This is a genomic window from Streptomyces sp. SS7, from assembly GCF_037993025.1.
In the GTDB taxonomy this organism is placed as follows: Bacteria; Actinomycetota; Actinomycetes; order Streptomycetales; family Streptomycetaceae; genus Streptomyces.
On the sequence record NZ_CP141223.1, the window covers coordinates 7,767,092 to 7,786,502 of the forward strand.

The window sequence follows — 19,411 nt, forward strand, 5'->3', positions numbered from 1 at the left end:
GGAGCGCGTCGGCCGGGAGGCGCTCGACACGCCCTTCCTCAGCAGCCTCCCGCACCCCAGGACGAGGAGGCGCCGCAAAAGCGGGGAGGGCATGACGAGGCAGGCGCGCGAGGAGCTGATCAGGCAGTTGTGCGAACCGTTCGGTCCTCGTGCCGACGACCTGCGGGGCACGTACCGCCGGAGGATCCTGCAGGAAGCGTCGGTGCCCGACCTCCTCCACATCCTCACCGTGCGGCTGAACTGCCAGGCGCAGAACGTCGTGCTCGGCTGTCTGGGCGACCGCGACTACTCCGAGGGCGAGATCGGCGACCTCTGCAGCGGACTCCTGCACGCTCGGCTGCTCCTCCCGGTCCGGCCCGTGGACGACGACCCCGAGCTGGACGGCGAGCTGCGGCGCCGGGCCGTCGAGGTGGCCGTCTGGCTGTTCCAGTGGCTGGTGGTCCCCCGGGCCGAGCAGTACCTGCAGCAGGTGACGGGCTTCCTCGGTGATCTCGTGTCGTCGAGCGCTCCCCTCGACCGCCAGCTCCTGGAGCAGATCCTCATCCCGGAGTGGCCCCTGGGCCAGCCCGAGCTGCCGAGCGCCGCGTTGCGGGCGGTGGTGCGCGGCCTGTACCACCACTACGCCCTGTGGACCCCCGGCCCAGAACGGCACTAGCGACGGATCCCGCACACCAGCGAGGGGCGGCCCCGGCGTAAGCCGGAACCGCCCCTCACAGGAAGTGGTGTCCGAGGGGGGACTTGAACCCCCACGCCCGATAAAGGGCACTAGCACCTCAAGCTAGCGCGTCTGCCATTCCGCCACCCGGACAAGGTGTCTGTCGCGGCGGGTTTCCCTCGCGGCGACGTCGTAAACACTACCAGGCTTTCGAGGGTGCCCGATCACGCCTGGTCGGACGGGAGGCGTCGGCCCACGTGAACGGAGTGTGACGGGCCGGGACCGGTCTTGGGCGGGGGCGGCGCCGAGAGGGAGGATGTGGGGGAACCGGCCAGGACAGCGGGAGGAAGCAGCGTGAGCGACACGGCCAGGAACGTCACCGGCGAGGACGAGGTCGTGGACCTCTGCCGCGACCTCATCCGGATCGACACCAGCAACTACGGCGACCACTCGGGCCCGGGTGAGCGCAAGGCGGCCGAGTGGGTCGCCGAGAAACTCGCCGAGGTCGGCCTCGAGCCGCAGATCTTCGAGTCGCACCCGGGACGCGCCTCCACCGTGGCCCGGATCGAGGGCGAGGACCCGTCCCGGCCCGCACTGCTCATCCACGGCCACCTCGACGTCGTCCCGGCCAACGCGGTCGACTGGACCCACCACCCCTTCTCCGGGGAGGTCACGGACGGCTGTGTGTGGGGCCGCGGCGCGGTCGACATGAAGGACATGGACGCGATGACCCTGGCGGTCGTACGCGACCGGATGCGCTCCGGGCGCAAGCCGCCCCGGGACGTCGTCCTCGCGTTCCTCGCCGACGAGGAGGCCGGGGGTCTCTACGGCGCCCGCCACCTCGTCGACCGGCACCGGGGGCTGTTCGACGGCGTCACCGAGGCGATCAGCGAGGTCGGCGGCTTCTCGTTCACCGTGAACGAGGAGCGGCGGCTGTATCTGATCCAGACGGCCGAGAAGGGCATGCACTGGATGAAGCTGACCGTCGCCGGCACCGCCGGGCACGGCTCGATGATCCACAAGGACAACGCGATCACCGAGCTGTCCGAGGCGGTCGCCCGGCTCGGCCGGCACACCTTCCCGGTCCGGGTCACCAAGACCACCCGGGCCTTCCTCGACGAGCTCGGCGACGCCCTCGGCACGGAGCTGGACCCCGAGGACATGCAGTCCACCCTCGCCCGGCTCGGCGGCATCGCCAAGCTGATCGGCGCGACCCTCAGCAACACCGCCAACCCCACCCAGCTCGGCGCCGGCTACAAGGTCAACGTGATCCCGGGCGAGGCGACCGCGCACGTCGACGGCCGCTTCCTGCCCGGGTACGAGGAGGAGTTCCTCGCCGACCTCGACCGCCTGATCGGCCCGAACGTACGGCGGGAGGACGTCCACTCCGACAAGGCGCTGGAGACCTCCTTCGACGGCGCGCTCGTCGAGGCCATGCAGTCGGCGCTGCTCGCCGAGGACCCGACCGCGAAGGCGGTCCCCTACATGCTCTCCGGCGGCACCGACGCCAAGTCCTTCGACGACCTCGGCATCCGCGGCTTCGGCTTCGCCCCGCTGAAGCTGCCCCCGGAGCTGGACTTCGCGGGCATGTTCCACGGCGTCGACGAGCGGGTGCCGGTGGACGGGCTGAAGTTCGGCGTGCGGGTGCTCGACCGGTTCATCGACGCGTCCTGAAAATCGCGCGCGCGTGCGGGAGCTGCTGAGAAGAGTGAATGCGCCGATAAGCGCGTAGCCTCATTAATTCCCCCTCGTTCTTGGTGATGCGGTCCGCTGCTGAGGATCGCTTTTGCCAACAAGGAGGAATAATGATCAAGAAGGTCGTCGCTGCTGCGGCTGCCACTGGTGGGCTGGTTCTCGCGGGCGCGGGCCTGGCCGTCGCCGATGCCGGTGCCCAGGGGGCCGCGGTGCACTCCCCGGGTGTCGCTTCCGGCAACGTGATCCAGGTTCCGGTGCACGTCCCGGTGAACGTCTGCGGCAACACGATCTCGGCGATCGGGCTGCTGAACCCTGCCTTCGGCAACGTCTGCATCAACAAGTGACGTCGACCCGCTGAGGGGTCGTCCACACCGTCGGCTCCGGAGCGCACCCTGCGCTCCGGGGCCTTCCGGTCTTTTCCGAAGGAATGGCCGAAGAATTCGAACGGCCCGAATGTCCCCACGAGATTTCCCGGGTACTGGAATGATGCGGGAATTCAGGCCGAGGACGAGATCGAAAGCAGGGAAACAGCAATGCGACAGGTCACCCGCAAGAGCCTCATGACCGTGGCGGCGGCCACGGGGGTGATCGCCGCCGCCGGCGGCTACGCGCACGCCGACACGGGCGCGAACGGATTCGCCACCGACTCGCCCGGCGTCGCGTCCGGCAACACGGTGCAGGTGCCGGTGAACGTCCCCATCAACGTGTGCGGCAACACCATCGACCTCGTCGGGCTCCTCAACCCGGCGTTCGGCAACTCCTGCACCACCCAGGGCGGCCGTCACCGCGCCCCGGGCGGCTACGGCGACAGCGACCACGCGTACGGCGGCGGTCACAGCGGCAACGGAAGCAACGGGGGCACCGGGGGCACCGGGGGAGGCCACTGGGGCGGTCACGGCGGTCACGGCGGCTACGGCGCGTACCCGGGCTCCGGGGGCGCACAGGCGGACGGTCACACCGGTGGCTCTCCCGGCATCGGATCCGGCAACCACGTCCAGGCCCCGATCGACGTACCGGTGAACGTGTGCGGCAACAGCGTCGACGCCGTCGGGATCCTCAACCCGTCCTACGGCAACGACTGCGACACCGGCGGCGGCCCCGGATACGGCACCCCGCCGGACCGCGGCCACGAGACGCCGGGCCACCCGGGGCACCACACCCCCGGCAAGCCGGTCGGCCACGGGTCCACCCCCTCCGGGCCCGAGGCCGTGCCGTCCACCCCGGGCCGCGGCACCCCGCCCCACTCGGTGACCGACCACCGGCCCACCGGAACCACCGGTAGCGCCACCAGCGGCGCCCAGCTCGCCGAGACCGGAAGCGAGCTGCCGCTCGGCCTCGCCCTGCCGGCCGGCGCGGGCGCGCTCCTCGCCGGAGCACTGCTCTACCGCAAGGCGCGCACCTTCGGGTGACCTCCCCGCAGGCCGGACAACGGAGCGGGCCCCGCCTCGGCGGGGCCCGCTCCGTCTGTGTCGCTCACTTCACCATGTGGCACGTACCTGGCGGATGATCCGTCGGCGCAGCCGCACTCGGCGACTGCCGTCACGCATCAGGCTCAGGCGGTCCAACTCCCAGTGTCCGTACTCGGCATGGTCGGTCAGCAGACGCGTCGCCTCCTTGCGGGAGACCCCGCGCGGTACGTACACGTCGACAAATTCGTATTCCGGCATCGCATCTATTGTGCGGGCTGGGGCCTCGTACGGATAGCGTCTGCACTATGTCTGATGCTGCGCAGCCCACCGCTGCCGAGGTACGCGCCGCCGCCGAGGCGGTCAAGACCGCGCTCGACCGCCATCTGGCCGCGGTCGAACGCAGGTCGGGAGAGGACGACCCGGCCGTCTACGAGGCGTTCAACGAGCTGGCCGCGGCCGCCGAGGTCTACGACGAACTGCTCTACGACCGCTACGACGAGGTCACCCCCTTCGAGATCCCCGGCGCGGACGACTCCCTGCCCCCGTACACCGGGCCCGAGGAGCCGAACGCGGTCAGCGTGCTGATCCGCCGGGACTACGCCGTCGCGGAGCCGCAGCGGTTGCTCGCCCAGGCCCAGCGGATCGAGGCGGCGGACGACGAGGGCACGGAGGGCGCGGGCACCGTGCACGGGGCCCTGGGCATCCTGTTCGGCGAGTTCGAACCGGACGAGATCGCCTCCCGGCACAAGGAGTTCGGCCTGGAGGAGGGCGACTCCACGCTGTGGGTGCTCGCCGCCGACGAACCGGCCGAACCGGGCGAGTGGCTGGAGGCCCCGTTCGACCAGGCCGATCCGCAGCGGGTGGTCTGCCGGTTCGACGTGAGCGCGGTCTTCGACGAGGACGACGAGGACGACGAGGACGACGAGGACGACGAGGAGGATCTCGCGGCCGAGCTGGACGAACTCGACGACCAGGAGGACGTCGAGGACGCCGAGGACGTGGACGACGTCGACGACCTGGAGCCGCTGGACGCCGACCGGCGCTAGGCGGTCGCCGCCCGCGGGCGGCGTGACGGGACACGGCGGCGGCCGGGCCGGGGGAGACCTCGTCCCGGCCGCCGCTCGCGTGCGCGTGCCGGTGCGGTTCAGCCGGCCGGTGGCACCTGGGTGCGCAGCAGGACCGGCAGCCGGGTCGTCCGCGGCCTGGCCGGGACCTCGGCGACCGCCCGCGCCAGCGCCTGCTCGACACCGTGCACCACGGACAGGTGCCGCTCCGCCCGCCCGAACGCCGTGTACACCCACGGCCGGGAGAGGGCCTGTGCGGCGTCGCCGGGCAGCACCACGACGGCCGCCGGCCACCGGCCGCCCACCGCCTGGTGCGCGGTCAGCGCCCAGCCGTGCCGCACGGACTGCTCCACCCGCTCCTTCGGTACGACGAGGGGGGCGCCCGCGCAGGACAGGTGCAGCCCGTCCGCGTCTGCCTTCTCCACCCGCCCCAGCAGGGTCCGCCCCGGCGCGGGGGAGTGGGCGACCACGTCCCCGGGGTCGAAGCCGCCGAAGCGGCCGGGGCCGGGGTTGAGGCGCTCCTTGAGCGCGGCGTTGAGCGCGCGGGTGCCGGCCGCGCCGCCATGGCCCGGGGTGATCACCACCGTCCGGCCCGGCTCGACGCCGAAGGCCCTCGGCACGGACTCCAGCACGAGTTGCAGGGTGCGGTGCACGGCCTCGGCCGCGTCCCGAACGGGGACGATCACCAGCTCCTTGCCGGGCGCCTCGACCTGGTTGAGCTCGCCGACGCCGATCCCGGAGAGCAGTTCGCCGAGCGGACCGGGGTCGGGGGTGCGTGAGGCGATCTGCGGGCACACCCGGGCGGCGAGCAGATCCGCGAAGACCCGCCCCGGCCCGGCCGACCACAGCTCCGCCGGGTCACCGCTGAGCACCAGCCGGGCGCCGTCCGGCAGCGACTCCACCACCATCGCGGCGCTCTCCACGTCGAGCCGGGGCGCGTCCGTCACGATCAGCAGGTCCAGGGCGAGCGCCCCGTCGGTGTCCCGGCCGGGGCCCTCGGCGCCCGCGAGCAGTCCGTGGACGGTGACGGCGAGGTCCGCCCCGCCGGCCCGTGCCGCGAGGCGGTCCCGGCCGTCCGGGGTGTGGCAGGCCACGACCGCGCGCAGGCCCAGCGAGCGGGCGGCGGTGAGCAGCGCGGCCGGTTCGGTGCGGGCGGCCTCGCCGCCGGTGTGCAGCACCAGGCCGTGCCCGGCGACGGCCCGGATCAGCTCGGCGGCGCTGCCGGACGCCGAGGCGGCGGCCGACTCCCACCCCGCCTCCGAGGCGGCCTCCTTGGCGAGGGAGTTCACGAGCCGGGCCAGGCCGTCGGCGAGGCTCTCCTCCGCGAGCGCGTACCGCTCCAGGCCGACCAGAACACGGACCGGACGGTCGCCCCCGGCCTCGTCGTCGTCGCTCTCGGCGTCCCCGGCGGGCGCGGCGTTCGCCGAGGCCTCGGCTTCGGGGTCCTGGAAGGCGAGCGCGTCGCCCTCCGCCAGCGCGCTCTGCACGGCCTCGTCGGCGTCCGGCACGGACCGCTGGGCGAGAGCCGCGGTGAGCGCCGGGAGCTCCAGCGCGGTGTGACCGGCGAGGGCCGCCTGTTCCAGGAGCCAGACCGTCAGCGCGCGGCCCCGCCGCTCGTCGTCGGGGGCGCACTCCGCGCCGAGCAGGGCCCGGGCGAACCCGTCGGCCTGCTCGGGCCGTACGCCGACGACCCGCAGCAGGTGCCAGGGGTCGGCGCGCAGCAGGTCCTCGGCGCCCTCGCCGAGTGCCCCCGCGACCTGCGGGGCGAGCGCCTCGGGGGCACCGCCGTCGGTCAGCACGCGCCGCACGGCCGCGACGGTCTCCTGGGCGGGGGCCGGGGGAGCGGCCGGGGCCCCGAGGGCCGACGCCGGCTGCGGGCGCGGTACGGGTTCCGGCGTGGCGGGGCGGCGCGGGGGTTCCGGTTCGTCGAAGACGGTGGCGGTGGGTCCGGCCCCGCCCTCCACGGCCCGGACCGCCGCGAGCAGGTCGGCGGCCCGGCCGCTGAGCTTGGCCCCGCTGTCGATGGGCCCCGCCTTCTCGGCCTTGCGCCGCTCGATCCGCTCCCGCTCCCGCTTCTGCGCGGCGAGCTCGGCCTGCGCCTCACTGACCTGCGCGGCGGCCCCGCCCTCGGCGGCCGGGCCCGCGGTGGTCTCCCCGGTCTCGGTCTCGGTAGCGGTCTCGCCCCCGGTCGCGGCCCGGGCGCTGTCGTCACCGTCCGGTGTCCCCGGCCCGGTGTTCTCGGTGCCGTCCGAGGAATCCGGTTCCGTGCTCACAGCGTGCTCCAGTCGTGATCGGGATAGCGGTGCACGGGCGCCGACACGTCGTCGAGGGCCCGGCAGATCTCGTCAGGAAGCGTAAGGGCCTCCACTGACAACGCCGCCGTGAGCTGCTGCGCGTTGCGCGCGCCGACCACGGGGGCGGCCACGCCGGGCCGGTCGCGGACCCAGGCCAGGGCGACCTGGAGCGGGGTCACGGCGAGCCCGTCCGCCGCGGTGGTCACGGCGTCGACGATGCGGCTCGCGGTGTCGTCCAGGTAGGGCTCGACGAAGGGCGCGAAGTGCTCGGAGGCGGCGCGCGAGTCGGGTGGCAGGGCGTCGCCCCGGTACTTGCCGGTGAGGACGCCCCGGCCGAGCGGCGAGGACGGCAGCAGCCCGATGCCCAGGTCCAGCGCGGCCGGCAGCACCTCGCGCTCCACGCCGCGCTGGAGCAGCGAGTACTCCATCTGCGTACTGGCGAGCCGGGTGCGGACGCCGGGTGCGGCGAGCTGCCAGGTGGCGGCCTTGGCGAGCTGCCAGCCGCAGAAGTTGGACACCCCGGCGTAGCGGGCGCGGCCGCTGGCGACGGCGATGTCGAGGGCCTGGAGCGTCTCCTCCAGCGGGGTGTCCGGGTCGAAGGCGTGCACGTGCCAGATGTCGACGTGATCCGTGCCCAGCCGGGCGAGGGAGGCGTCCAGGGCGGCGAGGAGGTGGCCCCGCGAACCGTCGAAGCGCCGGTCGGGGTCCGGCACGCTGCCCGCCTTGGTGGAGATGATCAGGTCCCGGCGGGCCACCAGGCCGTCCATGAGCCGTCCCAGGAGGTACTCGGCCTCTCCGTCGCCGTACACGTCCGCCGTGTCGACGAGGGTCCCGCCCGCCTCCCAGAACGTCTTCAAGAGGTCCGCGGCGTCGTGCTCGTCGGTGTCACGCCCCCAGGTCAGGGTGCCGAGCCCGATGCGGGACACACGCAGGCCGGTGCGGCCGAGATGCCTCTGCTCCATGAACGCCGAGATTACTGGCCAGAACTGGGCCGTGGGTTGCCTGTGGACAACGGAATCTCCGCAAGTCATCCCGCCGGCTCCCCGCCACCGCGCACCCGCCCCGCCCCCTCGTCCCGCACGGCCACGCGACGCTCGCCACACCGGACTCCCCGCCCCCGGTCCTCCGCGCTAAGGTCGGCACGACAGCGTCGTTACTGATCAGTAAGGGGAATCGGCCATGCAGCTCGGGATCAACCTCGGCTACTGGGGTGCCGGAATGGACGCGGACAACCTGGCCGTCGCCCAGGAGGCCGACCGCCTCGGGTACGCCGTCTGCTGGGCGGCGGAGGCCTACGGCTCGGACGCCGCCACCGTCCTGAGCTGGGTGGCCGCCAAGACCGAGCGGATCGACGTCGGCTCCGCCATCTTCCAGATCCCGGCGCGCCAGCCCGCGATGACCGCGATGACCGCCGCCACCCTCGACTCCCTCTCCGGCGGCCGGTTCCGCCTCGGCCTCGGCGTCTCCGGCCCGCAGGTCTCCGAGGGCTGGTACGGCGTCAAGTTCGACAAGCCGCTCTCCCGCACCCGCGAGTACGTCGAGATCGTCCGCAAGGCGATGACGCGCGAGCGGCTGTCGTACGAGGGCGAGCACTGGACGCTGCCGCTGCCCGGCGGTCCCGGCAAGCCGATCAAGCTGACCGTGCACCCCGAGCGCGAGCACATCCCGCTGTACATCGCCGCCATCGGCCCGAAGAACCTGGAGCAGACCGGCGAGATCGCCGACGGCGCGCTGCTGATCTTCCCCTCCGCCGACCACATCGAGGACACCGCGCTCCGGCACATCCGGGCCGGGCGCGAGAAGGCCGGCAAGACCCTGGAGGGCTTCGACGTCTGTCCGACGCTGCCGCTCGCCGTCGGCGAGGACAAGGACGTCGAGAAGCTCGCCGACACCTTCCGCCCCTACACCGCCCTGTACGTCGGCGGCATGGGCAGCCGCAAGCAGAACTTCTACAACCAGCTCGCCCGGCGCATGGGCTACGAGGCGGCGGCCGCCGAGGTCCAGGACAAGTACCTGGCCGGCGACAAGCAGGGCGCCGCCGCCGCGATCCCGCACGACCTGATCGACAGCACCACGCTGCTCGGCTCGGTGGAGCGGATCGCCGACCGGATGAAGGCCTACGCCGCGGCCGGCGTCACCACCCTCACCCTCGCCCCCGCCGGCTTCACCCTGGACGAGCGCCTCGCCTCGCTGCGCGCGGGTGCGCGGGCGCTGGAGCTGGCCGGTCTGGCGTAAGGGTTCCCGGGCCGCTCCCGCGCCGTGTCCGCGCGCTTCCCGCGCCGGGACGCCCGGAGGTTACCGCGGCCGTGGTGGGGGCTCGGGGGTCTTCCCCGCCACGGCCGTCACGGAGAACAACGCGCCGCGGCGCGCGCGGTTACGCCTCGCGGCGCGCCGTGGCCCTCATCCTTTCGGCCGAGTCCCCGCCCCCATCTGTTGCGGCCCGGTCCGTCCCGCATTTGACTCGTTTGCATGCTTTCGGCAAAGAGTCTGTTCCAGGAGATCCTCGACAACGACGAGTCGTTCGCCCTGTTCTGCTCCATCGCCGCGGGCGGGGAGTCGCAGGGCGGCTGGGAGAACGCCCGGATCGCCGCGCTCGTCCCGCCCGACCAGCGAGGCCTCGCCCCCAAGATCGCCCGCCACGGCGCCGACGAGGACAAGCACGGCCGCATCTTCAACGCGCTGATGAAGAAGCGCGGCGTCCACCCCGTCCCGGTGCCGCCGGAGACGGACTACACGATGCTCCTGGAGCGGGACGGCATCGGCCTCGCCCATGAACGGCTGCGCGCCGACCGGCCGCTGACCGTGGAGGACATCGTCACCTACCTCGCCCACAGCCGGGTCACCGAGCAGCGCGCCTCCGAGCAGATGAACCTGCTGCGCCGGTACTTCGCCGACCACCCCGACATCGGCCGCGCGGTGCGGATGATCTCCCACGACGAGGACAACCACCTCGCCTACTGCCACGAGGAACTGCTGCGCCTCGCCCACGCCGGACACGGCCGCGCCATCCAGCGCACCCTGCGCGCGTGCGCGCTCGCCGAGATCCGGGTCCACCGGGACGTCAGCCTCGCCGTCATGGCGCACATGGGCCGCATCCTCGGCTGGCCGAAGGCCAAGTCCGCGGTCCTCGCGGCCGGTGTCCACGGCCTGTACGCCTGGGAGCGGTTCGCGGGCTGGCGGCGGATGGTGTCGCTGGAGATGCCCGCGCACCGCGACGCCCTCGGCGGACCCGCCACCCCCGCCCCGGAGTACGCCTGAGCCCGCAGGGCCCGGGCCCTGCGGGGGAGGGGTTACAGCCAGCCCCGCCGCTTGAACAGCCGGTACAGCACCGCCTCCAGTGCGGCCATCAGCGCGATCACCGCCGGGTACGACCACAGCCAGTGCAGCTCCGGCATGTGGTCGAAGTTCATCCCGTAGATCCCGGCGATCATCGTGGGCACGGCCGCCATCGCCGCCCACGCGGAGATCTTCCGCATGTCGTCGTTCTGGCGGACGCTCATCTGCGCCAGATGCGCGCTGAGGATGTCGGTGACCAGCCGGTCCAGGCCCTCCACGGACTCGTTCACGCGCGTGAGGTGGTCGCTGACGTCCCGGAAGAACGGCCGGGCCTTCGCGTTGACGAAGGGCAGCCCGGAACCGAGCCCGCCGGTGTCCGCCAGGCGGGTCATCGGCGGCACCAGGGGGACGCAGGCGCGGCGGAACTCCAGCAGCTGCCGCTTGAAGCCGTAGATCCGCGACGCGGTGTGCCGCGAGCCGTCGCCCGTCGGGGAGAACACCTCCGCCTCCAGCTCCTCCAGGTCGGTGCCGAGCTCGGTCACCACCTCCAGGTAGTGGTCGACGACCGCGTCCGCGATCGCGTACAGCACCGCCGTGGGCCCCTTGGCGAGGATCTCCGGCTCGTCCTCCAGCCGCCTCCGCACTGCGCCCAGCGGTGAGCCCTCGCCGTGCCGGACCGTCACCACGAAGGCGTCGCCGAGGAAGACCATGATCTCGCCGGAGGAGACGGTGTCGCCCTCGGGCTCGTACACGACCGGCTTGAACACCTGGAACAGCGAGTCGTGGTAGACCTCCAGCTTGGGCCGCTGATGCGCGTTGAGGGCGTCCTCCACGGCCAGCGGATGCAGCCCGAACTCCGCCGTGACGTGCTCGAACTCGTCCTCGGTCGGCTCGTACAGCCCGATCCACACGAAACCGCCGGAGTCTCGCGCCTCGGCCAGGGCGTCGGAGAGATCCTCCGGCCCCTCGGCCCGGCGCCCGTCGCGGTAGATCCCGCAGTCGACGATCACGGAGCGTATTCTCCCTTCGTCCGCCGCCCGGCGCACGCGTGCGTGTGCCTACGCTGGGCCGCATGCCCACGTTGATCCTTGTCCGGCACGGACGTTCGACCGCCAACACCTCCGGAGTGCTCGCGGGCTGGACGCCCGGTGTCGCGCTCGACGAGCGCGGGACCGCGCAGGCCGCCGCACTGCCCGGCAGGCTGGAGGGGCTGCCGCTCGCCGAGGTCGTCGCGAGCCCCCTGCAACGCTGCCAGGAGACGATCCGGCCCCTCCTCGACGCCCGCCCCGGCCTGCCCGTCCACACCGACGAGCGGATCGGGGAGGCCCACTACGGCGACTGGTCCGGGCGCAAGCTCGCCGAGCTGAAGGACGAGCCCCTGATGGAGGTCGTCCAGGCGCACCCGTCCGCGGCCGCCTTCCCCGGCGGTGAGTCCATGCGCGCCATGCAGACCCGCGCCGCCGAGGCCGTCCGCGAGTGGAACGCGCGCGTGGAGCGCGACCACGGCGCCGACGCCGTCTACCTGATGTGCTCGCACGGCGACATCATCAAGTCGCTCGTGGCGGACGCCCTCGGACTCCATCTCGACCTCTTCCAGCGGATCTCCGTCGAACCGTGTTCCATCACCGCGATCCGTTACACCCGGCTGCGGCCCTTTCTCGTACGCCTCGGCGACACCGGCGACTTCGCCTCCCTCGCGCCGCGCGAGGAACCCCCGGGCGGCGACGCGACGGTCGGGGGCGGCGCGGGCGCACCGTGATCGTCGGCCGCAGTAGGGTGAAGCGGTCCACACACGCGTACACGCATGGACGTTCCCGAACCCACGACTCCCATGGAGACAGGACGTGTCCCGTCAGGTGTTCCTCTACGACCCACCGGACCGCTTCGTGGCCGGTACGGTCGGACTGCCCGGGCGCCGTACCTTCTTCCTCCAGGCCACCTCCGGTGCCCGGGTGACCAGCGTGGCCCTGGAGAAGACCCAGGTCGCCGCGCTCGCCGAGCGCATGGACGAGCTGCTGGACGAGGTCGTACGCCGTAGCGGCGGTAGCGCCTCGGTGCCCGCCGTGGCGCCCGCCGAGAACGCCGACACCGCCCCCCTCGACGCCCCCGTCGAGGAGGAGTTCCGGGTCGGCACCATGGCCCTCGCCTGGGACGGCGAGGAACAGCGCATGATCGTCGAGGCGCAGGCGCTCGTGGAGCTCGAGGCCGACTCCGAGGAGGATCTCGCCGAGGCCGAGGAACGGCTCCTCCAGGACGAGGAGAACGGGCCCCCGATGCTGCGGGTCCGGCTCACCGGCGCGCAGGCGCGGGCCTTCGCCAAGCGCGCCCTCGACGTCGTCAACGCCGGCCGGCCGCCGTGCCCGCTGTGCAGCCTGCCGCTCGACCCGGAAGGACACGTATGTCCGCGCCAGAACGGATACCGCCGCGGGGCGTGACGACCACCGACCCGGCCTTCGCCGGTCTCCTCGCCCGGGGCGAGCTGACCGTACGGGGCCGCATCCGCGACGCGTCCAACGCCGCCCTGTACTGCACCGTCGCCCACGAGGGCCGCGAGGCCCTCTGCGTCTACAAGCCCGTGGCCGGCGAACGGCCCCTGTGGGACTTCCCCGACGGCAACCTCGCCCGGCGCGAGGTCGCCGCCTACGAGGTCTCAGAGGCGACCGGCTGGGGCCTCGTACCGCCCACCGTGCTGCGCGAGGGGCCGTACGGCGAGGGCATGTGCCAGCTGTGGATCGAGGTGGCGCCCGAGGCCGAGCTGCTCGCCCTGGTCGACGCCGAGGAACCCGAGCCGGGCTGGAAGGCGATCGGCTTCGCCGAGGTCGGCGAGGGCCGCACCGCACTGCTGGTGCACGCCGACGACGAGCGGCTGCGGCGCCTCGCCGTCCTCGACGCGGTGATCAACAACGCCGACCGCAAGGGCGGCCACCTCCTGCCCACCGCCGACGGCCGGCTCTACGGCATCGACCACGGAGTGACCTTCAACACCGAGAACAAGCTGCGCACCCTCCTGTGGGGCTGGGCGGGGGAGCCCCTGACCGCGGAGGCGGTGGACGTCCTCAAGGGCCTCAGGGCCGCTCTGGAGCCCTCCGGGGCGCTCACCGGCACCCTGACCCCGCTCATCACCCCGGCGGAGCTGGACGCCACCCGCGCGCGGGTCGACGGGCTCCTGGAGAGCGGCAGACACCCCGAGCCCGGGGGCGAGTGGCCCGCCATCCCCTGGCCACCGGTGTGACGGTCCGGACGCGTGCCGTCTGCACACGGGGCGGAAACGCGCAAGGGCGCCTTCCCGGTCGTCCGGCCCGCTCCGGCGCGTATGCACAACATCCTTCCGGGTTACGCTCATGACATGCATGCCTGGCCCGCTTCCGAGGTCCCCGCCCTGCCCGGTCAGGGCCGCGACCTGAGGATCCACGACACCGCGACCGGTGGTCTCGTCACCCTTGACCCCGGTCCCGTCGCCCGTATCTACGTCTGCGGCATCACGCCGTACGACGCCACCCACATGGGACACGCGGCGACCTACAACGCGTTCGACCTCGTCCAGCGCGTGTGGCTCGACACCAAGCGGCAGGTTCAGTACGTCCAGAACGTCACCGACGTCGACGACCCGCTCCTCGAGCGCGCCGAGCGCGACGGCGTCGACTGGGTCGCCCTCGCCGAGAAGGAGACCGCCCTCTTCCGCGAGGACATGACCGCCCTGCGGATGCTCCCCCCGCAGCACTACATAGGCGCCGTCGAGGCGATACCCGGCATCGTCCCGCTCGTCGAACGGCTCCGCGACGCGGGCGCCGCCTACGAGCTGGACGGCGACATCTACTTCTCCGTCGAGTCCGACCCGCACTTCGGCGGGGTCTCGAACCTCGACGCCGCCGCCATGCGGATGCTGTCCGCCGAGCGCGGCGGCGACCCGGACCGCCCGGGCAAGAAGAACCCCCTCGACCCGATGCTCTGGATGGCCGCCCGCGAGGGCGAGCCCAGCTGGGACGGCGGCTCCCTCGGCCGCGGCCGACCCGGCTGGCACATCGAGTGCGTCGCCATCGCGCTGGACCACCTGGGCATGACCTTCGACGTCCAGGGCGGCGGCTCCGACCTCGCCTTCCCGCACCACGAGATGGGCGCCTCGCACGCCCAGGTGCTCACCGGCGAGTTCCCCATGGCCAAGGCATACGTCCACGCCGGCATGGTCGCCCTGCACGGCGAGAAGATGTCCAAGTCCAAGGGCAACCTCGTCTTCGTCTCCCAGCTCCGCCGGGACGGCGTCGACCCCGCCGCGATCCGCCTCTCCCTCCTCGCCCACCACTACCGGGCCGACTGGGAGTGGACGGACCAGGTCCTCGAGGACGCCGTCGCCCGCCTCGGCCGCTGGCGCGCCGCCGTGTCCCGCCCCGACGGACCGCCCGCCGAGGCGCTGGTGGACGAGATCCGCGAGGCCCTCGCGAACGACCTCGACGCCCCGGCCGCGCTGGCCGCCGTCGACCGCTGGGCCGCCCTCCAGGAGGAGCGGGGCGGCACGGACATCAGCGCCCCCGGAGTCGTCTCCCGGGCCGTCGACGCCCTGCTCGGCGTCGCGCTGTAGGCGGCGCCGCCGATCGCCCGCCAGGGGCCCTTCACCGGTTCGCCCGGCGAAGGGCCCCGATGTGGCGGTTGCTGTCGACATGCTGTGAACCGGCCACGACCGGCTGTGGCCGCGGGGGTCCCTGTGATGAGGTGGGGCGGTAGTTGACCGCTGGACCGGCCAACTGCCGGTCCCCTTCGCGGAAGGACGCTCCGTGGCACCCACGCACGGTTCCTTCGCACATCCCCTCACCCGGCGCAGGCTGCTCGCCCTCTCCACCACCGTCCTGGGCGCCTCCCTCGGCACGCCCGCCCACGCCGAGGCCGCCTGGCCGCACGTCATCCCGCTGCCCGACGGCTTCCGCCCCGAGGGCATCGCCATCGGCCGCGGCCCCTACGCCTACCTCGGCTCCCTCGGCGACGGCTCCCTCTACCGCGCCGACCTGCGCACCGGCGGGGGCACCCTCATCTCCACGGGCCCCGGCACCCCCTCCGTCGGCCTCAAACTCGACGACCGGGGGCGGCTGTTCGTCGCCGGCCGCGACACGGGCGCCCGGGTCGTGGACGCGCGCAGCGGCGAGATCCTCGCCTCCTACCCGCTCGCCACCACCACCCCCACCTTCACCAACGACGTGTACCTGACGCCGCGCGCGGCCTGGTTCACCGACTCCTACCAGCCGGTCCTGTACGCCCTGCCGCTCGGCCGGCGCGGTGAACTCCCGGACGCCGCCGACGTCTTACGCCTCCCGCTGAGCGGCGACTGGACGCAGGTCACCGACGGGTCGGTGAACGCCAACGGCATCACCCGCACCCCCGACGGCTCGGCGCTCCTCGTCGTGCAGAGCGGTGTCGGCGCACTGCACCGCGTCGATCCGCGCTCCGGCGTGACCACCCGGGTCGACCTCGGGGACGCGGCGCCCCTCACCAACGGCGACGGACTCCTGCGCACCGGGCGCACGCTGTACGTCGTACAGAACCGGCAGAACGCGGTCGACGTGTTCACCCTGGCCGCCGACGGCCGCACCGGTGTCTTCCGGCGCCGGATCACGGACGGCGCGTTCGACGTGCCGACCACGGTCGCCGCCCTCGGGAGCCGGCTCTACCTGCCCAACGCCCGCTTCACGACGACGCCGACGCCCGAGACGACGTACGCGATCGTCGCCGTCCCGGCATGACGAAGGGGCGGTGCGTTCCTGGAACGCACCGCCCCGATCCGCACCGCCCCGATCCGCACCGCCCCGGTCCGCACCGCCCCGGTCCGCACCGCCCCGGTCCGCACCGCCCCGGTCCGCACCGCCCCGGTCCGCGCCGCCCCGGTCCGCACCGCCCCGGTCCGCGCCGCCCCGATCAGTCCTCCGACGAATCCTCGTCGCCCGACTCGGCGGACTCACCCGCCTCGCCCGACACACCCGACTCACCGGACCCACCTGAAGCGCCAGACTCCGTGGACTCACCCGACTCGCCGGTCTCCCCGGTCTCCCCGCTCGGCCGGGGCGGCTTCGGAGGGCGGGTCCGCTCCCCGGGATCCGGCGGGCCCCCGCCGTCCCGGCGCCGCAGATAGCGCTCGAACTCACGGGCGATCGCCTCGCCCGACGCCTCCGGCAGCTCCGCCGTGTCGCGGGCCTCCTCCAGCGTCTGGACGTACTCCGCGACCTCGCTGTCCTCCGCCGCCAGCTGGTCCACGCCCACCTGCCACGCCCGCGTGTCCTCGGGCAGCTCGCCCAGCGGGATCCGCACGTCGATCAGATCCTCGAGCCGGTTGAGCAGGGCCAGCGTCGCCTTCGGGTTCGGCGGCTGGGAGACGTAGTGCGGCACGGCCGCCCAGAGCGAGACCGCCGGCACGCCCGCGTGCGTGCACGCCTCCTGGAGCACGCCGACGATGCCCGTCGGGCCCTCGTACTTGGTCTCCTCCAGGTCCATCCGCCGCGCCAGATCGGCGTCGGACGTCGTCCCGCTGATCGGGACCGGACGGGTGTGCGGAGTGTCCCCGAGCAGGGCGCCCAGGATGACCACCAACTCCACGCCCAGCTCGTGCGCGAAGCCGAGCAGCTCGTTGCAGAACGAGCGCCAGCGCATGGACGGTTCGATACCCCGCACCAGCACCAGGTCCCGCGGCTTCTCGCCGCCGACCCGCACCACGGACAACCTTGTCGTGGGCCACGTGATCTTGCGCACGCCGCCGTCCATGAACACCGTGGGGCGGTTCACCTGGAAGTCGTAGTAATCCTCGGCGTCCAGCGCCGCGAACACCTCGCCCTTCCACTCCCGCTCCAGGTGCGCGACCGCGGTGGAGGCGGCGTCGCCGGCATCGTTCCAGCCCTCGAACGCGGCCACCATGACCGGGTCGATCAGCTCGGGAACCCCCTCGAGCTCGATCACCCAGCGCCTCCTTCCGACGTGCCCTCGCCTGACCACCCAACCTTACGGCGTTCCGCGGGGGCGCCCGCAGCCCCCTTGCACGGGGGAGTGAACGGATCACTGCCCCGTTCACCACGCTCGAACACCCCGGCACCTGCGGGCGGTGGCCCTCAGAGGCTGGACCGCAGCCACTGCTCCACGCTGGCGATGTGCACGGTCGCCCAGGACCGCGCCGCCTCCGCGTCCCGGTCCCGGAGCGCCGCCAGGATCGCGCGGTGCTCGCGCAGGGTCCCGGTGACCGCGTCCTCCTGGGTCAGCCCGCGCCAGATCCGGGCCCGGGTGGTCGGCCCCGAGAGTCCTTCGAGCAGGGAGCACAGCACCGAGTTCCCCGCGCTCTGCACGATGCCCCGGTGGAACTCCAGGTCGCCGGCGACGAGTTCCTCCACCGACGGCGCGTCCCCCAGTCTGTCCAACTGGGCTTCCAGCGCATCCAGTTGCTGCTCGCTGACGCGCAGCGCGGCCATCGCGGTCGCGGCCGGTTCCAGGATGCGGCGCACCGCGAGGAACTCCAGGACCGTGTCGTCGCGGTGGAAGTCGACGACGAACGACAGCGCCTCCAGCAGTAGTTGGGGATCGAGACTGGTCACATAGGTGCCGTCGCCCTGGCGCACGTCCAGGATCCGGATCAGCGACAGGGCGCGCACCGCCTCCCGCAGGGAGTTGCGCGACAGCCCCAGCTCGGCGGCCAGCTCGCTCTCCTTCGGGAGCCGGTCGCCCGGGCGCAGCGCACCCGAGACGATCATGCCCTTGATCTTCTCGATCGCCTCGTCGGTGACTGCCACGACCAACCTCCCTCTCGTCCCCGATCTCTCGTTCCCCGACCGGCTCGGACGCCGACCGGTACCAGACATCGGATCTCTCAGGCCATTATGAGCCCGGCGCCGCGTCACCGGGAGACGGCCGGACGGGGACCTCCAGGTCGGCGACCGCTCTCGAACGGTGGTTCTCCCAGGTCATGTACGGTGGCGGGCATCACCGGATCATCAGGAGTGTCCCGCTATGCCCCAGGAACTGCGCGCGGTCGCCTGGACCGGAAACAGCCTCACGCTCATCGACCAGACGCTGCTGCCGCACCGCAACGAGACCGTGGACGTCCGCGACGTGGACACCCTGGTGGACGCGGTCCGGCGGCTCGTCGTGCGCGGCGCCCCCGCCATCGGCGCGGCCGGCGCCTACGGCGTCGCCCTCGCGCTCCTCCAGGGGGAGCGGGAGGGCTGGACCGGGGCCGAGGTGCGCGCGGCCGTCGCACGGGTGCGCGCGGCACGGCCCACCGCCGTGAACCTCATGGTGTGCGTCGACCGTGTCATGACCCGCTTCGACGAGGGCCTCGACGCGGTCCTCGCGGAGGCGGCCGCCGTCCAGCGCGAGGACGTCGAGGCCAACCGCGCGATGGGTGCGTTCGGCGCGGACTGGCTGCTGAAGAGGGTCGGCGAGGACCGGCCGCTGCGGCTCCTCACCCACTGCAACACCGGCGCCCTCGCCACCGCAGGCTGGGGCACCGCCCTCGGCGTCATCCGCGAACTCCACGCCCGCGGCCGCGTCGAGGTCGTCTACGCCGACGAGACCCGCCCCCTCCTCCAGGGCTCCCGTCTCACCGCCTGGGAACTGGTCCAGGAGGGCATCCCGCACTACGTCCAGGCCGACGGGGCCGCCGCCGGCACCATCCTGCGCGGCGAGGTCGACGCGGCGATCGTCGGCGCCGACCGCATCGCCGCCAACGGCGACACCGCCAACAAGGTCGGCACCGTGGGCATCGCCCTCGCCTGCGCCGACGCGGGCATCCCGTTCCTGGTGGCGGCACCGACGACCACGGTGGACCTCGCCACCCCGGACGGCGACGCCATCCGCATCGAACTGCGCGGCGAGGACGAGGTGCTGGAGTGGGCGGGGGTCCGCACGGCCCCGGCCGCCTCGCGGGGCCACAACCCCGCCTTCGACGTGACACCGGGCCGGTTGGTGACGGGCCTGGTCACCGAGCGGGGCGTGCTGGACGTGGCGTCGGGCGAACTGCCCGGCGACCACCTGAAGTAGACGCGGCGGAGGGTC

Annotated in this window: 19 protein-coding genes and 1 tRNA gene; 13 read left to right on the top strand and 7 right to left on the bottom strand. The window is 73.1% G+C overall.

Going from position 1 to position 19,411, the window contains the following annotated elements; genetic code table 11:
• The first annotated feature begins 91 nt into the window (after positions 1 to 91).
• Positions 92 to 655: a hypothetical protein gene (locus tag U5640_RS35635; protein WP_340381930.1), complete on the top strand. Its 564-nt coding sequence runs from the start codon at positions 92 to 94 to the stop codon at positions 653 to 655.
• Between the two features lie 65 nt (positions 656 to 720).
• Here U5640_RS35635 and U5640_RS35640 read toward each other — a convergent pair.
• Positions 721 to 808 (bottom strand) — tRNA-Leu (locus tag U5640_RS35640).
• Positions 809 to 1,009: 201 nt separating this feature from the next.
• Between U5640_RS35640 and U5640_RS35645 the strand changes: the two genes are divergently transcribed.
• From U5640_RS35645 to U5640_RS35655, 3 genes are all read left to right on the top strand, one after another.
• Entirely contained in the window at positions 1,010 to 2,329 is a 1,320-nt protein-coding gene (locus U5640_RS35645) for a M20/M25/M40 family metallo-hydrolase (RefSeq protein WP_340381932.1), read from the top strand.
• A 131-nt stretch (positions 2,330 to 2,460) separates the two neighbouring features.
• Positions 2,461 to 2,694: a chaplin ChpH gene (gene chpH / locus U5640_RS35650; protein WP_340381935.1), complete on the top strand. Its 234-nt coding sequence runs from the start codon at positions 2,461 to 2,463 to the stop codon at positions 2,692 to 2,694.
• A 189-nt stretch (positions 2,695 to 2,883) separates the two neighbouring features.
• Complete coding sequence (locus U5640_RS35655) at positions 2,884 to 3,759, top strand: chaplin (protein WP_340381937.1); 876 nt, start codon at positions 2,884 to 2,886, stop codon at positions 3,757 to 3,759.
• Positions 3,760 to 3,828: 69 nt separating this feature from the next.
• Here U5640_RS35655 and U5640_RS35660 read toward each other — a convergent pair whose 3' ends face one another.
• Complete coding sequence (locus U5640_RS35660; RefSeq protein WP_046732800.1) at positions 3,829 to 4,017, bottom strand: DUF5703 family protein; 189 nt, start codon at positions 4,015 to 4,017, stop codon at positions 3,829 to 3,831.
• 47 nt (positions 4,018 to 4,064) lie between these two features.
• Here U5640_RS35660 and U5640_RS35665 point away from each other — a divergent pair, with 47 nt between their 5' ends.
• A complete protein-coding gene (locus U5640_RS35665) occupies positions 4,065 to 4,805 on the top strand; it encodes a hypothetical protein (RefSeq protein ID WP_340381951.1) in 741 nt (246 codons plus the stop codon).
• Positions 4,806 to 4,903: 98 nt separating this feature from the next.
• Here the strand turns inward: U5640_RS35665 and U5640_RS35670 are convergent, their stop codons facing one another.
• A complete protein-coding gene (locus U5640_RS35670) occupies positions 4,904 to 7,096 on the bottom strand; it encodes a helix-hairpin-helix domain-containing protein (RefSeq protein ID WP_340381953.1) in 2,193 nt (730 codons plus the stop codon).
• On the bottom strand, positions 7,093 to 8,079 hold the full coding sequence (locus tag U5640_RS35675; protein WP_340381955.1) for an aldo/keto reductase: 987 nt from the start codon (positions 8,077 to 8,079) through the stop codon (positions 7,093 to 7,095). The genes U5640_RS35670 and U5640_RS35675 overlap by 4 nt, the downstream gene beginning before the upstream one ends.
• 217 nt (positions 8,080 to 8,296) lie before the next feature.
• Here U5640_RS35675 and U5640_RS35680 point away from each other — a divergent pair, with 217 nt between their 5' ends.
• A complete protein-coding gene (locus U5640_RS35680; protein ID WP_340381957.1) occupies positions 8,297 to 9,352 on the top strand; it encodes an LLM class F420-dependent oxidoreductase in 1,056 nt (351 codons plus the stop codon).
• 234 nt (positions 9,353 to 9,586) lie between these two features.
• Complete coding sequence (locus U5640_RS35685) at positions 9,587 to 10,375, top strand: ferritin-like domain-containing protein (RefSeq protein WP_340381959.1); 789 nt, start codon at positions 9,587 to 9,589, stop codon at positions 10,373 to 10,375.
• 32 nt (positions 10,376 to 10,407) lie between these two features.
• Here U5640_RS35685 and corA read toward each other — a convergent pair whose 3' ends face one another.
• Positions 10,408 to 11,403, bottom strand: a complete 996-nt coding sequence (corA, locus tag U5640_RS35690) for a magnesium/cobalt transporter CorA (RefSeq protein ID WP_340381961.1) — start codon at positions 11,401 to 11,403, stop codon at positions 10,408 to 10,410.
• 62 nt (positions 11,404 to 11,465) lie between these two features.
• On the opposite strand from corA, the gene U5640_RS35695 reads away from it, so the two are divergent.
• The 5 genes from U5640_RS35695 (at position 11,466) to U5640_RS35715 (ending at position 16,122) form a co-directional block, all read left to right on the top strand.
• Positions 11,466 to 12,152, top strand: coding sequence for a histidine phosphatase family protein (locus U5640_RS35695; RefSeq protein WP_340381963.1), 687 nt, complete (start codon positions 11,466 to 11,468; stop codon positions 12,150 to 12,152).
• Between the two features lie 85 nt (positions 12,153 to 12,237).
• Entirely contained in the window at positions 12,238 to 12,828 is a 591-nt protein-coding gene (locus U5640_RS35700) for a DUF3090 domain-containing protein (protein WP_067250577.1), read from the top strand.
• On the top strand, positions 12,825 to 13,625 hold the full coding sequence (locus U5640_RS35705; RefSeq protein WP_340381966.1) for an SCO1664 family protein: 801 nt from the start codon (positions 12,825 to 12,827) through the stop codon (positions 13,623 to 13,625). Before U5640_RS35700 ends, U5640_RS35705 begins: the two co-directional genes overlap by 4 nt.
• 114 nt (positions 13,626 to 13,739) lie before the next feature.
• A complete protein-coding gene (mshC, locus tag U5640_RS35710) occupies positions 13,740 to 14,969 on the top strand; it encodes a cysteine--1-D-myo-inosityl 2-amino-2-deoxy-alpha-D-glucopyranoside ligase (RefSeq protein ID WP_340381968.1) in 1,230 nt (409 codons plus the stop codon).
• 193 nt (positions 14,970 to 15,162) lie between these two features.
• Positions 15,163 to 16,122, top strand: coding sequence for a superoxide dismutase (locus U5640_RS35715; RefSeq protein ID WP_340381970.1), 960 nt, complete (start codon positions 15,163 to 15,165; stop codon positions 16,120 to 16,122).
• A gap of 172 nt (positions 16,123 to 16,294) precedes the next feature.
• Here U5640_RS35715 and U5640_RS35720 read toward each other — a convergent pair whose 3' ends face one another.
• Positions 16,295 to 17,326: a PAC2 family protein gene (locus U5640_RS35720; RefSeq protein ID WP_340381972.1), complete on the bottom strand. Its 1,032-nt coding sequence runs from the start codon at positions 17,324 to 17,326 to the stop codon at positions 16,295 to 16,297.
• A 149-nt stretch (positions 17,327 to 17,475) separates the two neighbouring features.
• Entirely contained in the window at positions 17,476 to 18,147 is a 672-nt protein-coding gene (locus U5640_RS35725) for a FadR/GntR family transcriptional regulator (protein ID WP_340381974.1), read from the bottom strand.
• A gap of 217 nt (positions 18,148 to 18,364) precedes the next feature.
• Here U5640_RS35725 and mtnA point away from each other — a divergent pair, with 217 nt between their 5' ends.
• Positions 18,365 to 19,396 (top strand): S-methyl-5-thioribose-1-phosphate isomerase, encoded by a 1,032-nt coding sequence (gene mtnA / locus U5640_RS35730; protein ID WP_340381976.1) that lies wholly within the window; start codon positions 18,365 to 18,367, stop codon positions 19,394 to 19,396.
• The last annotated feature ends 15 nt before the right edge of the window (positions 19,397 to 19,411 follow it).